At 62.4% G+C, this 18,841-nt stretch carries 19 protein-coding genes; 8 read left to right on the top strand and 11 right to left on the bottom strand.

Annotated features, from left to right (window positions below; all coding sequences use genetic code 11):
- Window positions 1-94 precede the first annotated feature (94 nt).
- Complete coding sequence (locus AC1DZ8_RS12085; protein WP_477303144.1) at window positions 95-1,114, bottom strand: sterol desaturase family protein; 1,020 nt, start codon at window positions 1,112-1,114, stop codon at window positions 95-97.
- Between the two features lie 283 nt (window positions 1,115-1,397).
- Between AC1DZ8_RS12085 and AC1DZ8_RS12080 the strand changes: the two genes are divergently transcribed.
- From AC1DZ8_RS12080 to AC1DZ8_RS12050, 7 genes are all read left to right on the top strand, one after another.
- Entirely contained in the window at window positions 1,398-2,435 is a 1,038-nt protein-coding gene (locus tag AC1DZ8_RS12080; protein WP_477303146.1) for a LacI family DNA-binding transcriptional regulator, read from the top strand.
- 342 nt (window positions 2,436-2,777) lie between these two features.
- The gene (locus AC1DZ8_RS12075; RefSeq protein ID WP_477303148.1) at window positions 2,778-3,422 is read left to right on the top strand and encodes a 50S ribosomal protein L25/general stress protein Ctc; all 645 of its coding nucleotides are present in this window, start codon (window positions 2,778-2,780) and stop codon (window positions 3,420-3,422) included.
- 21 nt (window positions 3,423-3,443) lie between these two features.
- Entirely contained in the window at window positions 3,444-4,169 is a 726-nt protein-coding gene (pth, locus tag AC1DZ8_RS12070) for an aminoacyl-tRNA hydrolase (RefSeq protein ID WP_477303150.1), read from the top strand.
- A 95-nt stretch (window positions 4,170-4,264) separates the two neighbouring features.
- Window positions 4,265-5,368 carry a redox-regulated ATPase YchF gene (gene ychF, locus AC1DZ8_RS12065; RefSeq protein ID WP_477303152.1) on the top strand — a complete coding sequence of 368 codons (1,104 nt, stop codon included), beginning with the start codon at window positions 4,265-4,267 and terminating at the stop codon, window positions 5,366-5,368.
- A gap of 162 nt (window positions 5,369-5,530) precedes the next feature.
- The gene (gene corA / locus AC1DZ8_RS12060) at window positions 5,531-6,505 is read left to right on the top strand and encodes a magnesium/cobalt transporter CorA (protein WP_477303154.1); all 975 of its coding nucleotides are present in this window, start codon (window positions 5,531-5,533) and stop codon (window positions 6,503-6,505) included.
- A gap of 93 nt (window positions 6,506-6,598) precedes the next feature.
- The gene (locus AC1DZ8_RS12055; protein ID WP_477303156.1) at window positions 6,599-7,060 is read left to right on the top strand and encodes a MaoC family dehydratase; all 462 of its coding nucleotides are present in this window, start codon (window positions 6,599-6,601) and stop codon (window positions 7,058-7,060) included.
- Window positions 7,057-7,527 (top strand): MaoC family dehydratase, encoded by a 471-nt coding sequence (locus tag AC1DZ8_RS12050; RefSeq protein ID WP_477303158.1) that lies wholly within the window; start codon window positions 7,057-7,059, stop codon window positions 7,525-7,527. Before AC1DZ8_RS12055 ends, AC1DZ8_RS12050 begins: the two co-directional genes overlap by 4 nt.
- Window positions 7,528-7,783: 256 nt before the next feature.
- Here AC1DZ8_RS12050 and AC1DZ8_RS12045 read toward each other — a convergent pair whose 3' ends face one another.
- The 6 genes from AC1DZ8_RS12045 to petA all read right to left on the bottom strand — a co-directional run bounded on the left by AC1DZ8_RS12045 (window position 7,784) and on the right by petA (window position 13,288).
- On the bottom strand, window positions 7,784-8,329 hold the full coding sequence (locus AC1DZ8_RS12045; RefSeq protein WP_013529989.1) for an adenine phosphoribosyltransferase: 546 nt from the start codon (window positions 8,327-8,329) through the stop codon (window positions 7,784-7,786).
- Between the two features lie 9 nt (window positions 8,330-8,338).
- The gene (locus AC1DZ8_RS12040; protein WP_477303161.1) at window positions 8,339-9,484 is read right to left on the bottom strand and encodes an alpha-hydroxy acid oxidase; all 1,146 of its coding nucleotides are present in this window, start codon (window positions 9,482-9,484) and stop codon (window positions 8,339-8,341) included.
- Between the two features lie 166 nt (window positions 9,485-9,650).
- Window positions 9,651-10,346: an acid phosphatase gene (locus AC1DZ8_RS12035; protein WP_477303163.1), complete on the bottom strand. Its 696-nt coding sequence runs from the start codon at window positions 10,344-10,346 to the stop codon at window positions 9,651-9,653.
- Between the two features lie 125 nt (window positions 10,347-10,471).
- Entirely contained in the window at window positions 10,472-11,344 is an 873-nt protein-coding gene (locus AC1DZ8_RS12030; RefSeq protein ID WP_477303165.1) for a cytochrome c1, read from the bottom strand.
- A 23-nt stretch (window positions 11,345-11,367) separates the two neighbouring features.
- Window positions 11,368-12,711, bottom strand: a complete 1,344-nt coding sequence (locus AC1DZ8_RS12025; protein ID WP_477303167.1) for a cytochrome b — start codon at window positions 12,709-12,711, stop codon at window positions 11,368-11,370.
- Between the two features lie 16 nt (window positions 12,712-12,727).
- Window positions 12,728-13,288: a ubiquinol-cytochrome c reductase iron-sulfur subunit gene (gene petA, locus AC1DZ8_RS12020; protein ID WP_477303169.1), complete on the bottom strand. Its 561-nt coding sequence runs from the start codon at window positions 13,286-13,288 to the stop codon at window positions 12,728-12,730.
- Between the two features lie 314 nt (window positions 13,289-13,602).
- Between petA and AC1DZ8_RS12015 the strand changes: the two genes are divergently transcribed.
- Window positions 13,603-13,947, top strand: coding sequence for a cupin domain-containing protein (locus AC1DZ8_RS12015; protein WP_477303171.1), 345 nt, complete (start codon window positions 13,603-13,605; stop codon window positions 13,945-13,947).
- Window positions 13,948-13,968: 21 nt separating this feature from the next.
- On the opposite strand, the gene AC1DZ8_RS12010 is transcribed toward AC1DZ8_RS12015, so the two are convergent.
- From AC1DZ8_RS12010 to AC1DZ8_RS11995, 4 genes are read right to left on the bottom strand one after another with little or no spacing between them, the layout of a single operon-like run.
- Window positions 13,969-14,280, bottom strand: a complete 312-nt coding sequence (locus AC1DZ8_RS12010; RefSeq protein WP_477303173.1) for a DUF6665 family protein — start codon at window positions 14,278-14,280, stop codon at window positions 13,969-13,971.
- Between the two features lie 9 nt (window positions 14,281-14,289).
- Window positions 14,290-16,173 (bottom strand): ABC transporter ATP-binding protein, encoded by a 1,884-nt coding sequence (locus tag AC1DZ8_RS12005; protein WP_477303175.1) that lies wholly within the window; start codon window positions 16,171-16,173, stop codon window positions 14,290-14,292.
- Window positions 16,174-16,183: 10 nt separating this feature from the next.
- Window positions 16,184-18,064, bottom strand: coding sequence for an ABC transporter ATP-binding protein (locus AC1DZ8_RS12000; RefSeq protein ID WP_477303177.1), 1,881 nt, complete (start codon window positions 18,062-18,064; stop codon window positions 16,184-16,186).
- An 8-nt stretch (window positions 18,065-18,072) separates the two neighbouring features.
- Window positions 18,073-18,480 (bottom strand): hypothetical protein, encoded by a 408-nt coding sequence (locus tag AC1DZ8_RS11995; RefSeq protein ID WP_477303179.1) that lies wholly within the window; start codon window positions 18,478-18,480, stop codon window positions 18,073-18,075.
- Window positions 18,481-18,841 lie beyond the last annotated feature (361 nt).

The following is an 18,841-nucleotide window of genomic DNA, read 5'->3' as shown; positions in this document are numbered from 1 at the left end:
TCATTTCCTCCCGGTTGCCGTCCTTGGACGGATTTAGAAAAACGTTGAATTCATCTGCGCGCGCACCTCTCCCGTTGCGCGTGGGGTCAATTGATCAATGGTTCGCCGCAGCCTTGGCGTTCATGCGTTCCTTCTTTTTCTGGAACCGGGCGTCCATCATGGCGTCGCCCTCCCTGGTGCCGTCGTGCCAGGTGCCGAACCAGCGATCGAGCGGGATCAGCCCGTCGCCGCCGTAGTTCACCTCGAAATATTTGTGGTGCAGGTAATGCGCGTAGGCATGGCTATCGACGGCCGTGTCGTCGGTCACTTCCAGCTTGTCGAAACCGAGATGACCGTTGACGGCGCCGAAGCCCGCGACATGCAGCTGGAACAGCGCGACGATCGGATTGGACGGGATGACAAGGTGCCAGAAGGCAACCGCGTGATAGAGGAACCCTTCCACCGGATGCATCGACAGCGACGACCACGGCGAGGGGTTGATCGAATTGTGGTGGACCGAGTGGATCCAGCGATACAGCGGTCCCCAGTGGATCAGGCGGTGGATAAAGAAGAAATGCACCTCGTGGATGGCCGGCGCGATCAGCACCAGTGCGGCGAGGTAGACTGGATGATCCGACCAGCTGACCCACGGTGCGTAGCCATTGGCAAAGCACCACAGGAAAATGACTTCGACCACGGTCCACAACGGGATGGTGATGAAGAACGAGCGCAGGAAGTTGTCGAGGTTCTGGCTCTGGAACCAGAACACATCCGAGGGCGCATCGCCTGGAAATTTGTGGTTGTATTTGAACCGCGTCGCCTGGGCGCGCCTGATGTAATAGCGCAGCTCGAAGATGCCGTAGAACACCAGGATCGCCGCGGCGTTGACGGCGTAGAGCCACAACGCCCAGCCCCAGCTGAGGGTTTTCATCGTCTCGACACCGGGGACGACATAGAACCAGTAGATCAGCGCCGTGGCCATGTGGAACGCATTCCACGGCCAGATATAGCCGGGCAGCCATGCCAGGATCTTCGGCAGCCTGGGCGGCCAGTTCAACAACGGCGCGCCCTCGATGCGCCCGTTCGGCTTCCAGTCACCGCGCTTGTCGCGCGCGCCGTATTTGAGATCGTCCACGCCAATCCTCCACCCGCAATGCCGCACCGCAACGCCTTGGGATGGGCCGCACGCGCACGCTGCCTGACACCGCCGGGGCGGTGGGCGAACACTCGTCTGCGCTGTGCTGCTGCTATCCCTGGGCTGGCGGTGCGTCCGCCTTGCTTGCTTTTGTTGAGATAAACATCTTGATCCAAAATGAATCAAGAATAGAATGTTTATTCCAAATTGATTGTGTCATTCATATCAATCGTGCATGGCAAATGATATCTTTGTATCAATTGCTACAGACGGATGAGACGAAATGGATCAGAGCAAGCGGCCGACGATCAGGGATGTCGCCTCCGAGGCCAAGGTTTCGGTGGCCACCGTCAACCGGGTGCTGAGCGGCGCAGGCGCCGTCCGCCAAGACACGCGCGAGCGCGTCAGGCTGGCGGCCGAACAGATCGGCTTCTACGGCATGGGCGCACTGCGCAGCCGCATAGCGGCCGCCCGGCCGCGCTACCGCTTCGGCTTCCTGCTGCACCAGCCCGGCCGCGCCTTCTATCGCAACATCGCCGAGGCACTGCGCGCGGTGGCGCCGACCATGCCTGACTGCGAGATTGAACTGCGCACCGAGTTTCTAGACGATCTGTCACCGCAGCAGGTCGCCGCCCGCCTGCTGGCGCTCGGCGCCGAATGCGACGCCGTCGGCGTTGTCGCCGCAGTCCATCCTCTCGTCACCCAGGCGGTCGATGCGCTGCATGCCCGCAACGTCCCGGTCTTCGCGCTGATCTCACAGATCTCGGCGACAGGCCATGTCAACTATATCGGCCTCGACAATTGGAAGGTCGGGCGCACCGCAGCCTGGGTTTTCGAGCATGTCTGCAAGGCGCCCGGCAAGCTCGGCATCCTCGTCGGCAATCATCGCTATCGCTGCCAGGAGATGAACGAAAGCGGTTTCCGCTCCTATTTCCGCGAGCACGCGCCTGATTTCACGCTGCTGGAGCCGCTGCTGACCTTCGAATCCAGCGCGATCGCGCAGGAGATGACCGAAAAGCTGCTCAACGAAAATCCGGATCTGTCCGGCCTTTATGTCGCCGGCGGCGGTATCACCGGCGCCATCGCCGCGCTCCGCTCCACCGGCCGCGCCGGCAGCATCGTCGTAGTCGGTTATGAACTGATGGACTCGACCCGCCCGGCACTGCTCGACGGCACGCTGACCTTCGTCATCTCGCACCCGCTCGCCCGCATCGCGCAGGAAGCGCTGGCCGGCATGGTCCGCGCCGTCTCAGCCCCGAACGAAAGCGGCAATGTCACGACGATTTTGCCGTTCGAGATCTACACGCGGGAGAATATCTAGGCGGTGGAATATCTCCGGCGAGGAATGGCCTACCTCTGGGTGCCAACAGCAGGTTTGGACTTGGAAATGTCCGATCATGGACAAAGCAGAAATTCAAAGCGCAATACCGACCATTGCCACCGACTTGCACCCTTTCCCGCCTTCCGCTATAGAGCCGCCACCCGCGTAGACACCCTTGGAGGCAACGCGGCGGAAGGCTGCCTTCCCCTTGGTGATCCCGAACAAAGCTCCGTGTCAAAGCGGCCGCGTTCTCTGGGACATCCAGGCCTGGCGGCTTTCGACGTTTACGGTCCAGGCACATTGCCCGCCGCAAACGCTCCATAACACGCGAAAGGAAATGCCATGAGCCACGATACTTACGAGCTCAAGGCCGAAGCGCGCGAACAGGTCGGTAAGGGGTCCGCCCGTGCAGTTCGCCGTAACGGTAAAGTGCCTGCAGTCATTTATGGCGACAAGCAGCCTCCCCTGGCTATTGCGCTGAACTACAAGGACGTCTTCTACAAAATCCATGGCGGCGGGTTTTTGACCACGATCGCCACGATCGATGTCGACGGCAAGAAAATCCAGGTTCTGCCCAAGGATTTCCAGCTCGACCCGGTCAAGGATTTCCCGGTCCATGTCGACTTCCTGCGCATCGGCAAGGACACCGAGGTCAATGTCGACGTGCCTGTCCACTTCATCAATGAAGACAAGTCGCCCGGCATCAAGCGCGGCGGCGTGCTCAACATCGTGCGTCACGAAGTCGAGTTCCACTGCCCGGCCAATGCGATCCCGGAATTCATCACCGTCGATCTCACCGGTTCCGACATTGGCGATTCGATCCACATCTCGGCGGTTACCCTGCCGGCCGGCGTCAAGCCGGTGATCTCCGACCGCGACTTCACCATCGCGACCATTGCCGGCTCCTCGGCGATGAAGCCGGAGGCGGAAGAGACGGCGGAAGCGGCAGCTCCCGAAGCGGCGGCCCCTGCCGCCGAAGAGAAGTAATTTTCGGGTCCGGAGCGCACGATGCTTGTCTTTGCAGGCCTCGGCAATCCGGGCGCGAAATACGCTGATAACCGGCACAATGTCGGCTTCATGGCGGCGGACGCAATTGCCCGCCGCCATTCCTTTTCGCCCTGGTCGAAGAAGTTCCAGGGCCTGATCGCCGAAGGCACGATTGCCGGCGAAAAGATCCTGCTGGTCAAACCACAGACCTTCATGAACCTGTCTGGACAGACGGTTGGCGAAGCCTTGCGCTTCTACAAGCTTGGCCCCGAGGCGCTGACTGTCTTTTACGACGAGATCGACCTGCCGGCCGGCAAGTTGCGGGTCAAGGTCGGCGGCGGCGCCGGCGGCCATAACGGCATCCGCTCGCTCGACCAGCACGTCGGCAAGAATTATCGCCGTGTACGCATCGGCGTCGGCCATCCCGGCGTCAGGGAAATGGTGCAGGGCCATGTGCTGGGCGACTTCGCCAAAGCCGACCGCGAATGGCTGAACGTTCTGCTCGACACCATCGCCGACGATGCCGGGCTGCTGGCCAGGGGCGACGACAGTTCCTTCATGAACCGGGTGACGCTGGCCTTGCGCGACAAGCTCGTGCCGACCGGCGACGACGACCGCCCGCCGCCCAAGGCGCCGAAGACCCAAAGCCACATTCGCCAGGCACGGCCCCAGCAGGTCCCGGCCAGGCTGCCGGAGAGCGGCCCGATGGCGGCGATGTTGAAGAAGCTGTTCGGCAAGAAAGACTGAGCGTCGACACGATCAGGGTTCCAGGGCTTGACGTTGCTCACCCCTATCGCCCATAGCCCTCATCAAATTTCTAGTTTCCCGATAGGACCGGACACATGGGTTTCAAATGCGGCATCGTTGGCTTGCCCAACGTCGGCAAGTCAACGCTTTTCAACGCGTTGACGAGGACGGCGGCGGCGCAGGCCGCCAATTATCCGTTCTGCACCATCGAACCGAACACCGGCGAAGTCGCGGTGCCCGATCCGCGCCTGCAGAAGATCGCGGCGATCGCCAAGTCGAAGGAGATCATCCCGACCCGCATCTCCTTCGTCGACATTGCCGGCCTGGTGCGCGGCGCCTCCAAGGGCGAAGGGCTGGGCAACCAGTTCCTCGCCAACATCCGCGAGGTCGACGCCATCGTGCACGTGCTGCGCTGCTTCGAGGATGACGACATCACCCATGTCGAGGGTCGCATCGACCCTGTCGCCGACGCCGAGACGGTCGAGACCGAGCTGATGCTCGCCGACCTCGACAGCCTCGAGCGCCGCATCGTGCAGATACGCAAGCGCGCCGGCTCGAAGGACAAGGAAGCCACCACCGTGCTGCCGATGATGGAGGCAGCGCTCGAATTGCTGCAGGCCGGCAAGCCGACCCGCATCCTGCTCAAGGGCATTTCAGCGGAAGATTTGCGCATTCTGCAGGGACTGAATCTCTTGACGTCACACCCCGTGCTCTATGTCTGCAACGTCGCCGAGGCCGACGCTGCCACGGGCAACGAGCATACCAAGGCCGTGGAAAAGATGGCCACCGCGCAGGGTGCCGGCACGGTGGTGATCTCAGCTGCGATCGAGGCGGAAGTCGCCCAGCTCTCGGACGAAGAAGAGATGGAGTTTCTGTCCTCGCTCGGGCTCGAAGAACCTGGCCTCAACAAGGTCATCCGCGCCGGCTACGACCTGTTGCATCTCATCACCTATTTCACCGCCGGTCCGAAGGAGACGCGCGCCTGGACCATCCACAAGGGCGACAAGGCCCCGCAGGCGGCCGGCGTCATCCACACCGATTTCGAACGCGGCTTCATCCGCGCCCAGACCATCGCCTATAATGACTACATCACGCTGGGCGGCGAAGTGGCGGCCAAGGAAGCCGGCAAGGCGCGCGACGAAGGCAAGGAATATGTCGTCCAGGACGGCGACGTCCTGCTGTTCAAGTTCAACACTTAAGAGTGCCATGTCCATGAGGTGGGCCCGGCTTGACCTTGCCAGTCGCCGGGTCTAAGCGCAGCAAACATCCTCCGGCAGCGCCTGTCTCGATCGTTGAGCCGGTCATAGTCCTGAAACAGGCGTCGTCCATGACACGCCTGCCCCAACCAACGGAGAGCGGCGATGATCAAGGCCTTCGTCGTCGACAATGACCGCCTGCGCGTCACTGACGATCTCGCGACCGACAGCGACCACGTCGTCTGGGCCGACCTTCTGAACCCGACCAAGGAAGAGGAAACGACGATCGAGACCTGGCTCGGCGTCGCCATCCCGACGCGTGAGGAGATGGAAGAGATCGAGATTTCGAGCCGGCTCTACATCGAGGACGGCGCCTATTTCATGACCGCCACTTTGCCGGCGCAGACCGAGATCGACGATCCCTTGATGTCGCCGGTCACCTTCGTGCTTGCCGGCCCGAGACTGGTCACCATCCGCTATCATGAGCCGAAGGCGTTCAAGACCTTTCCGCTGCGGGCCGAGAAGGTGGCGACCGGCTGCACCACGGGAAACACCATCCTGATCGGCCTGCTGGAGGCGATCGTCGATCGGCTCGCCGACATTCTCGAACGCGCCGGCCGCGACATCGAGACGATCTCGCGCGATATCTTCGAAGCGCGCTCGACCAAGGTGAACAAGCGCAACCGCGATTTCCAGGAACTGCTCAAGGCCATCGGCCGCAAGGAGGACATCGCCTCCTCGATCCGCGACAGCCTGATCTCGCTGCAGCGCCTCTCAGGCTTCCTCGCCCATGTCGCGACCCAGATCAAGATGAGCAAGGACGTCCGCGCCCGCATCAAGACCGTATCGCGCGACGTGCTGTCGCTCGCCGACCACGCCACCTTCCTGTCGCAGAAAATCTCGTTCCTGCTCGACGCGACGCTCGGCATGATCTCGATCGAACAGAACGCCATTATCAAGATCTTCTCGGTCGCCGCCGTCATCTTCCTGCCGCCGACGCTGGTGGCTTCGATCTACGGCATGAATTTCGACGTCATCCCGGAGCTCAAATGGCAGCTCGGCTATCCCTTCGCGATCGGCCTGATGATCCTGTCGGCGATCCTGCCCTTCTGGTATTTCCGCCGCCGCGGCTGGCTCTGACAGGCCTGGATCAGTGAAAATTGCTTGACCAAACGCCGCCCGGACGGCATCCGGATGCCCGGTGATCGTACAACCTTGAACCGGATTAGGATCATGACCGCAAAGACCTGGGCCTATGAGGACTTCGTCGAGGGCGGCTCGTTCGACCTCGGCGTCAAGCAGGTGAGTGCTGCAGAGATCATCGAGTTCGCCAGCGAATTCGATGCCCAGCCGATGCATCTCGACGAGGAAGCCGGCAAGGCCAGCATTCTCGGCGGCCTGTCGGCTTCGGGCTGGCACACCTGCGCCATGTTCATGCGCATGCTGTGCGATGCCTTCCTGCTCGACTCGACCTCGCAAGGTTCGCCCGGCATCGACCATGTCAAATGGAAGAAGCCGGTCCTGGCCGGCGACCGGCTTACCGGCACCCTCACCGTGCTTGCCAAGCGCCAGTCCAAATCGCGGCCTCAGCTCGGCCTCGTCATCATGCGCAGCGAATTGTTCAACCAGCGCGGCGAAAGCGTCTTCGAGCTCGAGAACACCGGCATGTTCCTGACCCGCGAGGCCGCCGCATGACGCTCGACGAGTTCTTCCTGATCGGCGTCACCGTGACGCTGGGCTCACACAGATTCGAGCCCGACGAGATCAAGGCCTTCGCCCGCAAATACGATCCGCAAATCTTCCATGTCGACGAGGAGGCGGCGAAGAAGAGCGTGCTCGGCGGGCTCTGCGCCTCGGGCTGGCACACCGCCGCCACCTGGATGAAATACAACCTCGAAAAGCGCATGGAGACCGAGGGCGTGCGCTGGACCGGCCCGGGCCCGCAGCCGGAATTCGGCCCCTCGCCCGGCTTCCGGAACCTGAAATGGCTGAAGCCGGTCTATGCCGGCGAGACCGTCACCTTCACGCGCACGGCGCTGGCACACCGCCCGCTTCCCGCGCGTCCCGGCTGGAGCCTGCTGACGCTGCTCTGCGAGGCCTCCGATTCGACCGGCGACAAGGTCATCGCATTCGACAGCGCGGTGCTGGTGAAGGTGGAGTAGCAGCGCCCTCTTCCTTCTCCCCTTGTGGGGTGAACAGCCGGTTCGCCCAGGCGAATTCATCGTGCCAGTGGCACGATGAAAGGCCGGCGAACGCCGGGACGCTGCGAAGCAGCGGGGACCCGGCAGGTGGATCGGCCCCCGGCCCTTCGCAAGGCTCAGGGCGTTCGAAGCTCGAAAAGCCAAGCAATTGGCTTTTCGTCCGCTCAAGCGGACCGCTTCTCACCCCACAAGGGGAGAAGGGAAAAAGTTCCCTACTCTAATGTCCCTCAAACCCGATCAGCGTCCGCACCGGCACACCCAGCGCCTCAAGCTTGGCTCGCCCACCGAGGTCCGGCAGATCGATCACAAAGCATGCCGCCAGGATGTCTGCGCCGATCTGCCTGAGCAGCTTGACCGCCGCTTCCGCCGTGCCGCCGGTGGCGATCAGGTCGTCGACCAGGATCACCTTCTCGCCCGGCGCAACGCCATCCTTGTGCATCTCCATCTCGTCCAGCCCGTATTCCAGGCTGTAGGCGACGCGCACCGTCTCGTAAGGCAGCTTGCCCTTCTTGCGGATCGGCACGAAGCCGGCCGAAAGCTGGTGCGCGACAGCGCCGCCGAGGATGAAGCCACGCGCCTCGATGCCGGCGATCTTGTCGATCTTCTGGCCGGCATAGGGATGCACCAGCTCGTCAATGGCGCGGCGGAACGCACGCGCATTGCCGAGCAGCGTGGTGATGTCGCGAAACAGGATGCCGGGCTTGGGATAGTCCGGAATGGTGCGGATCGCGGCGAGCAGCGTGTCTTCGAGCGAGGATTTCATGAGCCGAGATTACCTGAAACGGAGATTGTTGCGCGACAATTGTTCGATCGAACTGCAGCCCATCAGCTTCATGCCGCGCTCGATCTCGACCCGCATCTGCTCGAGCGCCCGTTCGACGCCCGGCTGGCCCGCAGCCGCCAGCGGGAACAGATAGTAGCGGCCGACGCCGACAGCCTTGGCGCCGAGCGACAGCGCCTTCAGCACATGCGTGCCGCGCTGCACGCCGCCATCCATGATGACGTCTATCCTGTCGCCAACGGCATCGACGATCTCCGCCAACTGGTCGAACGCAGCGCGTGAGCCGTCCAGCTGCCGGCCGCCATGGTTCGACAGCACAATACCGCTGCAGCCGATCTCGACGGCGCGCCTGGCGTCCTCCACCGACATGACGCCCTTGAGGCAGAACGGACCTCCCCACAGTCTGACCATCTCGGCGACATCGTCCCAGGTCATCGACGGATCGAGCATCTCTGTAAAATAGCGGCTGATCGACATCGTGCCGCCGCCCATGTCGACATGCTCGTCGAGCTGCGGCAGCTTGAATCCCTCATGGGTAAAATAGTTGATCGCCCAGCCGGGCTTCAGCGCGAACTGCAGCATTCCGGCAAGGCTGAGCTTGAAGGGAATGGCAAAGCCGGTGCGCTTGTCGCGCTCTCGATTGCCGCCGGTGATGCTGTCGACGGTCAGCATCATCACCTCGACGCCTACCGCCTTGGCCCGCTGCATCATCGCCCGGTTGAGGCCGCGATCACGGTGGAAATAGAACTGGTAGACCTGCGGGCTGCTGCTGATCTTGCGCGCTTCCTCGAGGCTGACCGTGCCCAGCGAGGAGACGCCGAACATAGTGCCGAATTTGGCCGAAGCCTTGGCCACCGCGCGCTCGCCCTGATGGTGGAACAGCCGCTGCAAGGCGGTCGGCGAGCAATAGACGGGCATTGCCAGCTTCTGGCCCATCACGGTCACCGACATGTCGATCTCGCTGACACCGCGCAGCACATTGGGAACGAGGTCGCAGTGCTCGAAACTCTCGGTGTTGCGGCGATAGGTGACCTCGTCGTCCGCCGCGCCGTCGATGTAGTTGAAGATCGGCCCGGGCAGCCGCTGCTGCGCCATGCGGCGGAAATCGGAAAAGTTGTGACAGTCGCGTAGCCGCATCATCGATTTCCATTGCCATGGCAAGACAAGCTCGCTGCGTCGAATATCAATCGGATGCCGCCATGCCAACGGGCGAATTGCCGAACTGCCTCTTGGCCACAGGCATAAACGAAAAAGGGGCGCCTCTGGCGCCCCTTCCCGTCGAAAACCGATTGTTGGGAATAGCTTACATACCGAGGTCGGAACGCAGCTCGGCCTTGGCCACGTCATACTCGGCCTTGAAGTCGTCGCGGTTGAGCAAGACGGCGGCGATGACGCTGCCGGAAATCTTGCCCATCTCGACATCGGACGGATAGTGGATGCCGCCGACCACGCGGTTGTGGGCGTATTCGGCCGCACGGGCCATAATCTCGGCGCGCTTTTCCGGAACCATATCGGCGAGAATGATGCCCATCATGGTGCCGACCGTGGCATGACCCGAAGGCCAGGAGCCGGAGCTCGACAGCTTGACCACCGGCTTGACGAGGCCGCTAAGCTGGTGCGGACGCGGCCGCTTCCAGACATCCTTGGCCGGATCGACGACGGCGCCTTCAGTGGCCACCACACGATCGAAGAAGGCAGCGAATTTCGGCAGCTTTTCCTTGTTGAAGTTCGGCCCCATGACATTGGTGAAGCGCCAGACGTCTTCCTCGGCGTCGGCAACGGCGCTGGCCTCCATTTCGGGCGTGCGCGTCACCTGCAGCGTCAGCACCGCGCCGAGCTCAGCCTTGGTCTCGGCCGAATCGTTGGCCGGCGGCGGCGGCAGGATCATCGTCAGGTCGACATCCTTGTTGGTGACGAAGGGTTTTGCGTCTTCGGCCTGGGCGGCCGAGCCGGCGATGAGCAGCAGCAGTCCTGCCGCGAGCGATGCATATCTTTTCATGGGTGCGATCCTTTGATGAGGGCGTCACAGGATCGCCAGCTGCAGTGACCGCCATGTGACAAGCCGCCTCCGCAAAAGCAAAAGGGCGCCTCTCGGCGCCCTTTTTTTGACTTGGCTGGTGGCGCTTAGTGCGCCACGCCTTCCCATACCTTGCGCTTGGTCAGATACATCAGCGTCCCGAACAGAAGCAGGAACACCAGCACGCGAAAGCCGGTCTTCTTGCGGTCTTCCATATGCGGCTCGGCGGCCCACATCAGGAAGGCGGAGACGTCGCGCGAATACTGGTCGACCGTCTGCGGCGAGCCGTCATCATAGGTGACCTGGCCGTCGGAGAGCGGCTTGGGCATCTTCAGCGACACGCCGGACATGAAGTACGGATTGTAGTGCGTGCCTTCCGGGATCACCATGCCGGCCGGAGGCGTCTGGTCGTAGCCGGTGAGCAGCGAGTGAATGTAATCCGGGCCGCCTTGAGCATACTGGGTGAAGATGTCGAAGACGAAGCGCGGAAAGCCGCGCTCGACGCCGCGTGCCTTGGCCAGCAGCGACATATCGGGCGGAGCAGCGCCACCGTTGGAGGCAGCGGCCGCCGCCTCATTGGCGAACGGCGCCGGGAAATAGTCGGATGGCTTGCCCGGGCGGTCGAACATGTCGCCGGCATCGTTGGGACCGTCGTGGATGGTGTATTCGGCGGCAAAGGACTTCACCTGCGCCTCCGAATAACCAAGACCTTCCAGCGTGCGGAACGACACCAAATTCATCGAATGGCAGGCCGAGCAGACCTCCTTGTAGACCTTCAGGCCACGCTGCAACTGCGCCTTGTCATAGGTGCCGAACGGACCGGCGAAGCTCCAGTCCATTTCCTTCGGCTCGTCGATCGGAAAATGCGTCGGCGCTGCCGGGTTGTGTGCCTCTTCGGCGGCAATAGCCACGCTGCCGACGGACCCGATGCCGCCGGCAAACAGGCCGAGCAGGGCGAGCGAGGTGAGAATCTTTTTCATGCCAAATCCCCTTAGATTCTCGCTCAGCCCTTGGTTTCCGGCGCGGAGGTCGCACCCGCCGGATGTCCCCCACCGGCACCCTTGTTCTTCTCCAGCACCGCCTCGGTGATCGAATTCGGCAGTCTGCGCGGCGTCTCGATCAGGCCGAGCACCGGCAGGATGACGAGGAAGAAGGCAAAGTAGAACAGCGTCGCCGCTTGAGCGTAGCCAACGTAGTTGCCCGAGACCTCACCTATCACGAGGGTCAGCAGACCGCCGCCTTCCGCCGGCTGCGAGCCCAGCCAGCCAAGCAGGACGGCATCGGCCACGAACAGCCAGAAGAACAGCTTGTACCAGGGCCGGTAAACCGCCGAGCGTACCTTGGAGGTGTCGAGCCACGGCACCAGGAACAGCATGACGATAGCGCCGAACATGCACAGAACGCCGCCGAGCTTAGAGTTGATCGGCCCGATGTTGAAGGTGATGGCGCGCAGGATCGCGTAGAACGGCAGGAAGTACCATTCGGGCACGATATGGGCCGGCGTCTTCAACGGGTTGGCGACCGTGTAGTTGTCCGGATGGCCGAGGAAATTCGGCAGGTAGAAGACGAAATAGGCGAAGAAGAACAGGAACACGATCATGCCGAACGCGTCCTTGATGGTCGCGTAAGGGGTGAAGGCGACGGTGTCGGTCTTCGACTTGACCTCGATGCCGGTCGGGTTCGACTGGCCGACCACATGCAGCGCCCAGACGTGCAGCACAACGACGCCAGCTATCATGAACGGCAGCAGATAGTGCAGCGCAAAGAAGCGGTTGAGCGTCGGATTGTCGACGGCGAAACCGCCGAGCAGCAGCTGCTGGATCCAGTCGCCGACAAGCGGAATGGCGCTGAAGAAGCCGGTGATAACGGTAGCGCCCCAGAAGCTCATCTGACCCCAGGGCAGCACATAGCCCATGAAGCCGGTTGCCATCATCAAGAGGTAGATGATGCAGCCGAGGATCCACAGCAGCTCGCGCGGCGCCTTGTAGGAGCCGTAATAGAGCCCGCGGAAGATGTGGATGTAGACGGCGACGAAGAAGAACGAGGCGCCGTTGGAGTGCATGTAGCGTAACAGCCAGCCCGAATTCACATCGCGCATGATCTTCTCGACCGAATTGAAGGCGAGATTGGTGTCGGCCGTATAGTGCATGGCCAGCACGATGCCGGTCAGGATCTGCGCCACCAGCATGATCGCCAGGATACCGCCGAAGGTCCAGGCATAGTTGAGGTTGCGCGGCACCGGATAGGCGATGAAGCTGTCATAGACCATGCGCGGCAGCGGCATGCGGGCGTCGAACCAGCGTTCGATACCGGTCTTGGGCGTATAGGTCGAGTGTCCCTCGCTCATCGAAATATCCCCTGCCTCAACCGATAAGGATTTTGGTATCGGAAATGAACTTGAATACCGGCACAGCCATGTTTTCCGGCGCCGGGCCTTTGCGGATGCGGCCGGCGGTGTCGTATTGCGACCCGTGGCACGGGCAGAACCAGCCGCCGAAATCGCCTTCCTGGCCGAGCGGAATGCAGCCCAGATGCGTGCAGACCTGCACCATCACCATCCAGGCTTCCTTGCCGGGCGTGGTGCGGTTGGCGTCGGTCGCCGGCGCATCGGCCGGCAGATTGGCGTTGCGGGCGATCGGATCCTTGAGATCGGCAAGGTTGACGGCCTCGCCGTCCTTCATCTCCTGCTCGGTGCGGTTGCGCACCACGACCGGCTTGCCGCGCCATTTGACGATCAGCGACGTGCCAGGGGTCAGCGAGGAAACATCGACCTCGACCGAGGCCAGCGCCAGCGTCGAGGCATCGGGGCGCATCTGGTCGATGAACGGCCAGGCGACGGCCCCTGCGCCGACCACTGCGGCCATGCCGGTGGCGACGTAGAGAAAATCACGACGGTTGGGATCCTGGGTGTCGGTTGCGCTCACGGGTGCCTGATCCTTTCGCCTCTTCCGAGCCGGCGGCCGAGCTTTGTCCCCGCTCCATCGCGCCGGCCCGACAGCGCATGGCGAACAAGCTAGCGAATTCCTCCGGCATTTGGATTTCGGTTTATGCGTGAAGCCCGTTTTTGTCCAGCGGGGTGAGGCCACAAGGGCAGATTGTCGCGGGGACGAAACACCGTGTCAGCCGGCCAGACGCCCAACGGCCGGAAAAGGCGGCTAAACAACCGGGAAATCTCAGCAAATCCTGGGCATCCCGCCTGTCTCGACAGGACAGCTTGCCGTGATCTAGTCTCGCCGACATGGCACACATCATCGACCTCGAGACCTGGACCAGGACGCCCGGCCGCTGGCAGGGCGAATTGCAACTCGCCGCCCATGGCTCCAACTCTTGCCTGATCTTCAATTACCAGGCGGAGATCGGCGGCGGCCCGCGGCTGCACAGCCACCCCTATAGCGAGATCTTCATCATCCGCCAGGGCACCGGCCTGTTCACGATCGGCGACCAGCAGATCGAGGCCACGGCTGGCCAGATCCTGATCGTGCCGCCGAACACGCCACACAAATTCACCAATCTCGGACCCGGCCCGCTCGAATCGACCGACATCCACGAAAACGGCAGTTTCATCACCGAATGGCTGGAATGATCGTTTGCCGGCCGGCGACCTCTAGCTGGCGCCGAGCCTGACCAGCACGGCCCTTGGGATGTCATATTCACGGATCACCGACTCATGCCGGCGCAAACCGCAGAGTTCGCGCTGAATGAAATAGGCGTGCACCGCCGCGGCGGCTTCTTTCAGCAGCCGGGGGCGATGGTCGTCGTCGCTGTTCTCGCGCAGCTTCTTCAGTGCCTCCTCGACACGCTGGCCGGCGCGGCCGAGCGCGGCTGCCTTTTCAGCCAGTATCTCGTGGCCAAGCAGGTCGAGCGCGCTCTCCTGCGCGCTGCTTTGTCCAAAATTCGAGGGCATCCGGACCGACATTCCAGCGTTCTACTCCGCCGGCCGGGTCTCTTCCAGCACGCTTTCCTCGTGATAGAGGAAGCCGCCAGATTGCCGTTTCCACAGCCGTGCATAGAGCCCGTCCCTGGCCACCAGTTCGTCATGCGTGCCCTGTTCGACGATGCGGCCGCCGTCCAGCACCACCAGCCGGTCGAGCGCTGCAATGGTCGACAGCCTGTGCGCGATGGCGATCACCGTCTTGTTCTCCATCAGCTTTGCCAGGTTCTCCTGGATCGCCGCCTCGATGTCGGAATCAAGCGCCGAAGTCGCCTCGTCGAGGATCAGGATTGGCGCATCCTTGAGGAAGACGCGGGCGATCGCCACGCGCTGGCGCTGGCCGCCTGACAGTTTCACGCCACGCTCGCCGACAAAGGCCTCGTAGCCGGCACGGTCCCGGTTGTCGCGCAGGCCCAATATGAAGTCGTGCGCTTCGGCCTTCGTCGCCGCCGCGATCACCTCGGCGTCGGTCGCATCCGGCATGCCGAGCTTGATGTTGTCGCGCAGCGAACGGTGGAAGAGCGCGGTGTCCTGGCTGACGACACCGATATTGGCGCGCAGCGAGTTCTGCGTCACATTGGCAACGTTCTGGCCGTCGATGGTGATCGACCCGCCTTCGAGGTCGTAGAGGCGCAAGATGAGGTTGGCGAGTGTCGTCTTGCCGGCGCCAGACGGCCCGACCAGCCCAACCTTCTCGCCCGGCCGCACGACAAGGTTGATGCCGTTCAGCACGCCGAACCCTTTGCCGTAGTGGAACTCGACATTCTTCACGTCGATGCGACCGCCGGCGACGACAAGCTCTTTGGCATCCGGCGCATCGATCAGTCCCAGCGGTTGCGAGATCAGCGCCTTGGAGTTTTCCAGCACGCCGAGATTTCGCAATATGCCGTTAAGCTGCATCATCACTCGCCCAAGCAGCATGTTGAGCCGCAGGACCAGCGAAAGCGTGAAAGCGACGGCGCCGACGGTGATCGACCCTTCGACCCAGAGATAGACGGCAAAGCAGCCGATCGCGGTGATCATGATCCCCGACAGGGTGGTCAGCGCCATGCGAACGCCGGTCAACCGCCGGGTGAAAGGCCGCAGTGCGTCAAGATAAATGTCGAAGCCGTTCCTGATGTAGCGGTCGTCGCCATCGGCCGAGAACAGTTTTAGCGTCTGCACATTGGAATAGGAATCGATGATACGCCCATTGATCATCGAGCCGGCTTCAGCCGTGGCCTCGGCATTCCTGCGGATCGAGGGCAGATAGAGCTTGGCCAGCCAGGCGAAAGCGAGGATCCAGACCACCACCAGCACGGCCAGGCGCAGATCGAGCCCGGCGACCAGCGCCAGCGTCGTCACCGTATAGATGAGCATGAACCAGATGACCTCGATGAAGCTCTCCATCAGGTCGCCGGTCGCTTGCCCCGCCTGCCAGACTTTTGTCGCGATGCGGCCGGCGAAATCGTTCTGGAAGAAGGTGTAGGACTGGCGCGACACATGCCGGTGCGCCTGCCAGCGCACCAGATTGTAGAAGCCCGGCGTAATCGTCTGTTCGTTGACCAGCGCCGCCATGCCGACGACCACGGTGCGGATGACCAGCACCACCGCGATCATGAAGACAAGCTCAGGCCCGGCAGCGGCCCACAGCGCGTGCCAGCTGCGTTCACCAGGAAGCTGGTCGAGAATATCGACCAGCCGCCCGACGAAGTAGAACAGCCCGGCCTCGATCAGCGGCGCGAAGCCGCCGATGACCAGCATGGCGAAGAAGGCGAACTTCGCCTGGCCGACATAGTGCCAGAGGAAGCCGCCAACGCTTGACGGTGGCCGAAGATTCGCTGGCTCCCTGAACGGATAGACCCAGTTCTCGAACCAGCGATAGACGGCTGTCATCATGCTGACGTCATCACTCCGCGGCTTCTCCTTTGGCCATGGCGTCATTGGCGGCATCGACTGGACCGTCGTCGAACAGGAATCCGCCCGACTGACGCTGCCAGAGCTGCGCGTAGAGCCCGCCGCTGGCGACGAGTTCCTCGTGCGATCCTTCCTCGATGACACGGCCCTTGTCGAGCACGACAAGCCTGTCCATCGCCGCGATGGTCGACAGCCGGTGCGCAATGGCGATGACGGTCTTGCCTTGCATGATCTTGTAGAGATTCTCCTGGATGGCGGCCTCGGCTTCGGAATCCAGTGCCGACGTCGCTTCGTCAAGGATAAGTATCGGCGCGTCCTTCAACATAACGCGAGCAATGGCGATGCGTTGCCGCTGGCCGCCGGACAATTTGACGCCGCGGTCGCCGACATGAGCGTCGAGCCCTTTGCGGCCAGTGTGGTCGGAAAGCCCGCCGATGAACTCCAGCGCCTCGGCCCGCCCGGCTGCCTCGACAAGCATGTCTTCCGTGGCGTCCGGCCGGCCATAAAGGATGTTGTCGCGCACCGAACGGTGCAGCAGCGAGGTGTCCTGCGTCACCATGCCGATCTGCGCGCGCAGCGAATCCTGCGTCACCGAAGCGATCTCCTGACCGTCAATCAGGATCCGGCCGTTCTCGAGGTCGTAGAAGCGCAACAGCAGGTTGACCAGCGTCGACTTGCCCGCACCCGAGCGGCCGACAATGCCGACCTTCTCGCCGGGCTTCACCGTCAGCGACAGGCTCTCGATGACGCCCTTCTGCTTGCCGTAGTGGAAGCGGATATCGTCGAACTGAATCTCACCCTTGGTGACGGCAATGTCCTTCGCCCCCGGCTGGTCCTCGACCAGGCGCGGCAGCGAGATCGAGGCTATGCCGTCCTGCACCGTGCCGATGTTCTCGAACAGGCCAGACATTTCCCACATGATCCACTGCGACATGCCCCACATACGGAGCACCAGGCCGATGACCACGGCAACCGCACCGATCGTCACCGCCTGGCCGAGCCACAGCCACAGCGCCAGCGCCGTCACCGAAAACAAGAGCAGCGCATTGAGGATGTAGAGCAGGCCGTACAGCACCGTCACCAGCCGCATCGACTGGTAAACCGTGTCGAGGAAGCCGGCCATCCCCTCTTTGGCGAACGTTGCTTCGCGGCGCGCATGGGAAAACAGCTTGACCGTCTGGATGTTGGTGTAGCTGTCGACGACGCGGCCGGTCATGGTCGAACGCGCATTGGCCTGCGCCTCGCCGACCTTGCCGAGCTTCGGGATGAAGTAGCGCAACAGCCCGATATAGCCGAGCAGCCAGACGCCAAGTGGTGCCGCCAGCCGCAAGTCGGCCGAACCGACGATGAACAGCATGCCGAGGAAATAGACGATGACGTAGTTGAGCACGTCGATCACCTTGATGACGCATTCGCGCACGGCGAGCGCGGTCTGCATCAGCTTGGTGGCGATGCGGCCGGCGAACTCGTCCTGGTAGAAGCTCATCGACTGCTTCAAGAGATAGCGATGCACCTGCCAGCGGATGCGCATGGGATAGTTGCCCATCAGCGTCTGCTGGTTGAGCAGCGAATGCAGCCATACCGTGCCCGGCAGCGCGAACAGCACGACGAAGGCCATGCCGGCGAGCTTCCAGCTCTCGGTCTGCAGGAAGGTTTCGCGATTCTGGCCGGACAGCCAGTCGACGATACGACCCATGAAGCCGAACATCCACACTTCGGCCACCGCGATCGCCGTCACCAGCACCGCATCGACGATGATGTAGGGCCAGGCGCCGCGCGTATAATGCACGCAGAAGGCAACCAGCGTCTTCGGCGGCTCGACCGGTTCCGCTGCGGGGAACGGATCGAGCCTTTTTTCAAACCAGCTAAACATAGTGATGCTCACAAAATTGTTGTCCGCTCACGCGGCGCGGGAAAGATCCCCGGAGCGTACGAATCGGGGACCGACGGCCCGGAATCACCTGGGCCATCGGTCCTGCTTCGCGCAATATAGGGACTTGCGGGCTTTTCGCCGACAGACGCGTTAGACTGACCTGACGGCACGCCGCTGCCGGCTCGATTTTTCGCGCCCGGCCGGATCAGCCGGATGATCCGGCGCACCAGCGACGGCCGGCTGTGATCGGGAACCGCGCGCGAGAAATCGACATCCGGCAGCATGCCGCGATGCGGACGCCGGCGGGTCTCCGCGTGGACCGCCGACGAGTAGGTCTCGCCGATCAGCAACGCCCAGGTCGCCGTCTTGCGCTCGTGCAGGCTTCTTGAACCAGGTATTTTGTAGGGATCGAACATCGGTCCATCCTCCGTGTGCAAATAGAGATAGAAAGGCGAAGCAACATGGTGCGCCGGCATTCGGCCGGAGGCACGGATTGCGTCGGTCGGGACGCGAGGGGACACCTCGGTCGGGACACGCTCAGCTGGGGCGGTCAGCCCCTTTAACAGTTTGAAAAACATCGCAAGATTCCTTCAACGGCCGAAAACTGGGTTCGGCGGGAATCGGTGCGATCAGATCTAAGAAGTCAGGTAAATCGTCGTACCGAAACCGCCGGCAGGCAGGTAAGCCCACGGGAGGGGCGCTGGATGTGCATGGTCATCATGAAATACCCCTCCATCGGTTCGGGTTGACAATGCGTGCGGTATAATCGACTTCGCA

This window comes from Mesorhizobium sp. P2_F7 (assembly GCF_056403695.1).
Note: the sequence above shows the minus strand (reverse complement) of the source record. Positions and strands in the feature narration are given on the sequence as shown.

Bases quoted from the DNA above. Each gene is read 5' to 3' on its own strand.
- AC1DZ8_RS12080 (WP_477303146.1), top strand. From the start codon at position 1,398: ATGGATCAGAGCAAGCGGCCGACGATCAGGGATGTCGCCTCCGAGGCC.
- AC1DZ8_RS12075 (WP_477303148.1), top strand. From the start codon at position 2,778: ATGAGCCACGATACTTACGAGCTCAAGGCCGAAGCGCGCGAACAGGTC.
- pth (WP_477303150.1), top strand. From the start codon at position 3,444: ATGCTTGTCTTTGCAGGCCTCGGCAATCCGGGCGCGAAATACGCTGAT.
- ychF (WP_477303152.1), top strand. From the start codon at position 4,265: ATGGGTTTCAAATGCGGCATCGTTGGCTTGCCCAACGTCGGCAAGTCA.
- corA (WP_477303154.1), top strand. From the start codon at position 5,531: ATGATCAAGGCCTTCGTCGTCGACAATGACCGCCTGCGCGTCACTGAC.
- AC1DZ8_RS12055 (WP_477303156.1), top strand. From the start codon at position 6,599: ATGACCGCAAAGACCTGGGCCTATGAGGACTTCGTCGAGGGCGGCTCG.
- AC1DZ8_RS12050 (WP_477303158.1), top strand. From the start codon at position 7,057: ATGACGCTCGACGAGTTCTTCCTGATCGGCGTCACCGTGACGCTGGGC.
- AC1DZ8_RS12045 (WP_013529989.1), bottom strand. From the start codon at position 8,329: ATGAAATCCTCGCTCGAAGACACGCTGCTCGCCGCGATCCGCACCATT.
- AC1DZ8_RS12040 (WP_477303161.1), bottom strand. From the start codon at position 9,484: ATGCGGCTACGCGACTGTCACAACTTTTCCGATTTCCGCCGCATGGCG.
- AC1DZ8_RS12035 (WP_477303163.1), bottom strand. From the start codon at position 10,346: ATGAAAAGATATGCATCGCTCGCGGCAGGACTGCTGCTGCTCATCGCC.
- AC1DZ8_RS12030 (WP_477303165.1), bottom strand. From the start codon at position 11,344: ATGAAAAAGATTCTCACCTCGCTCGCCCTGCTCGGCCTGTTTGCCGGC.
- AC1DZ8_RS12025 (WP_477303167.1), bottom strand. From the start codon at position 12,711: ATGAGCGAGGGACACTCGACCTATACGCCCAAGACCGGTATCGAACGC.
- AC1DZ8_RS12015 (WP_477303171.1), top strand. From the start codon at position 13,603: ATGGCACACATCATCGACCTCGAGACCTGGACCAGGACGCCCGGCCGC.
- AC1DZ8_RS12010 (WP_477303173.1), bottom strand. From the start codon at position 14,280: ATGTCGGTCCGGATGCCCTCGAATTTTGGACAAAGCAGCGCGCAGGAG.
- AC1DZ8_RS12005 (WP_477303175.1), bottom strand. From the start codon at position 16,173: ATGATGACAGCCGTCTATCGCTGGTTCGAGAACTGGGTCTATCCGTTC.
- AC1DZ8_RS12000 (WP_477303177.1), bottom strand. From the start codon at position 18,064: ATGTTTAGCTGGTTTGAAAAAAGGCTCGATCCGTTCCCCGCAGCGGAA.
- AC1DZ8_RS11995 (WP_477303179.1), bottom strand. From the start codon at position 18,480: ATGTTCGATCCCTACAAAATACCTGGTTCAAGAAGCCTGCACGAGCGC.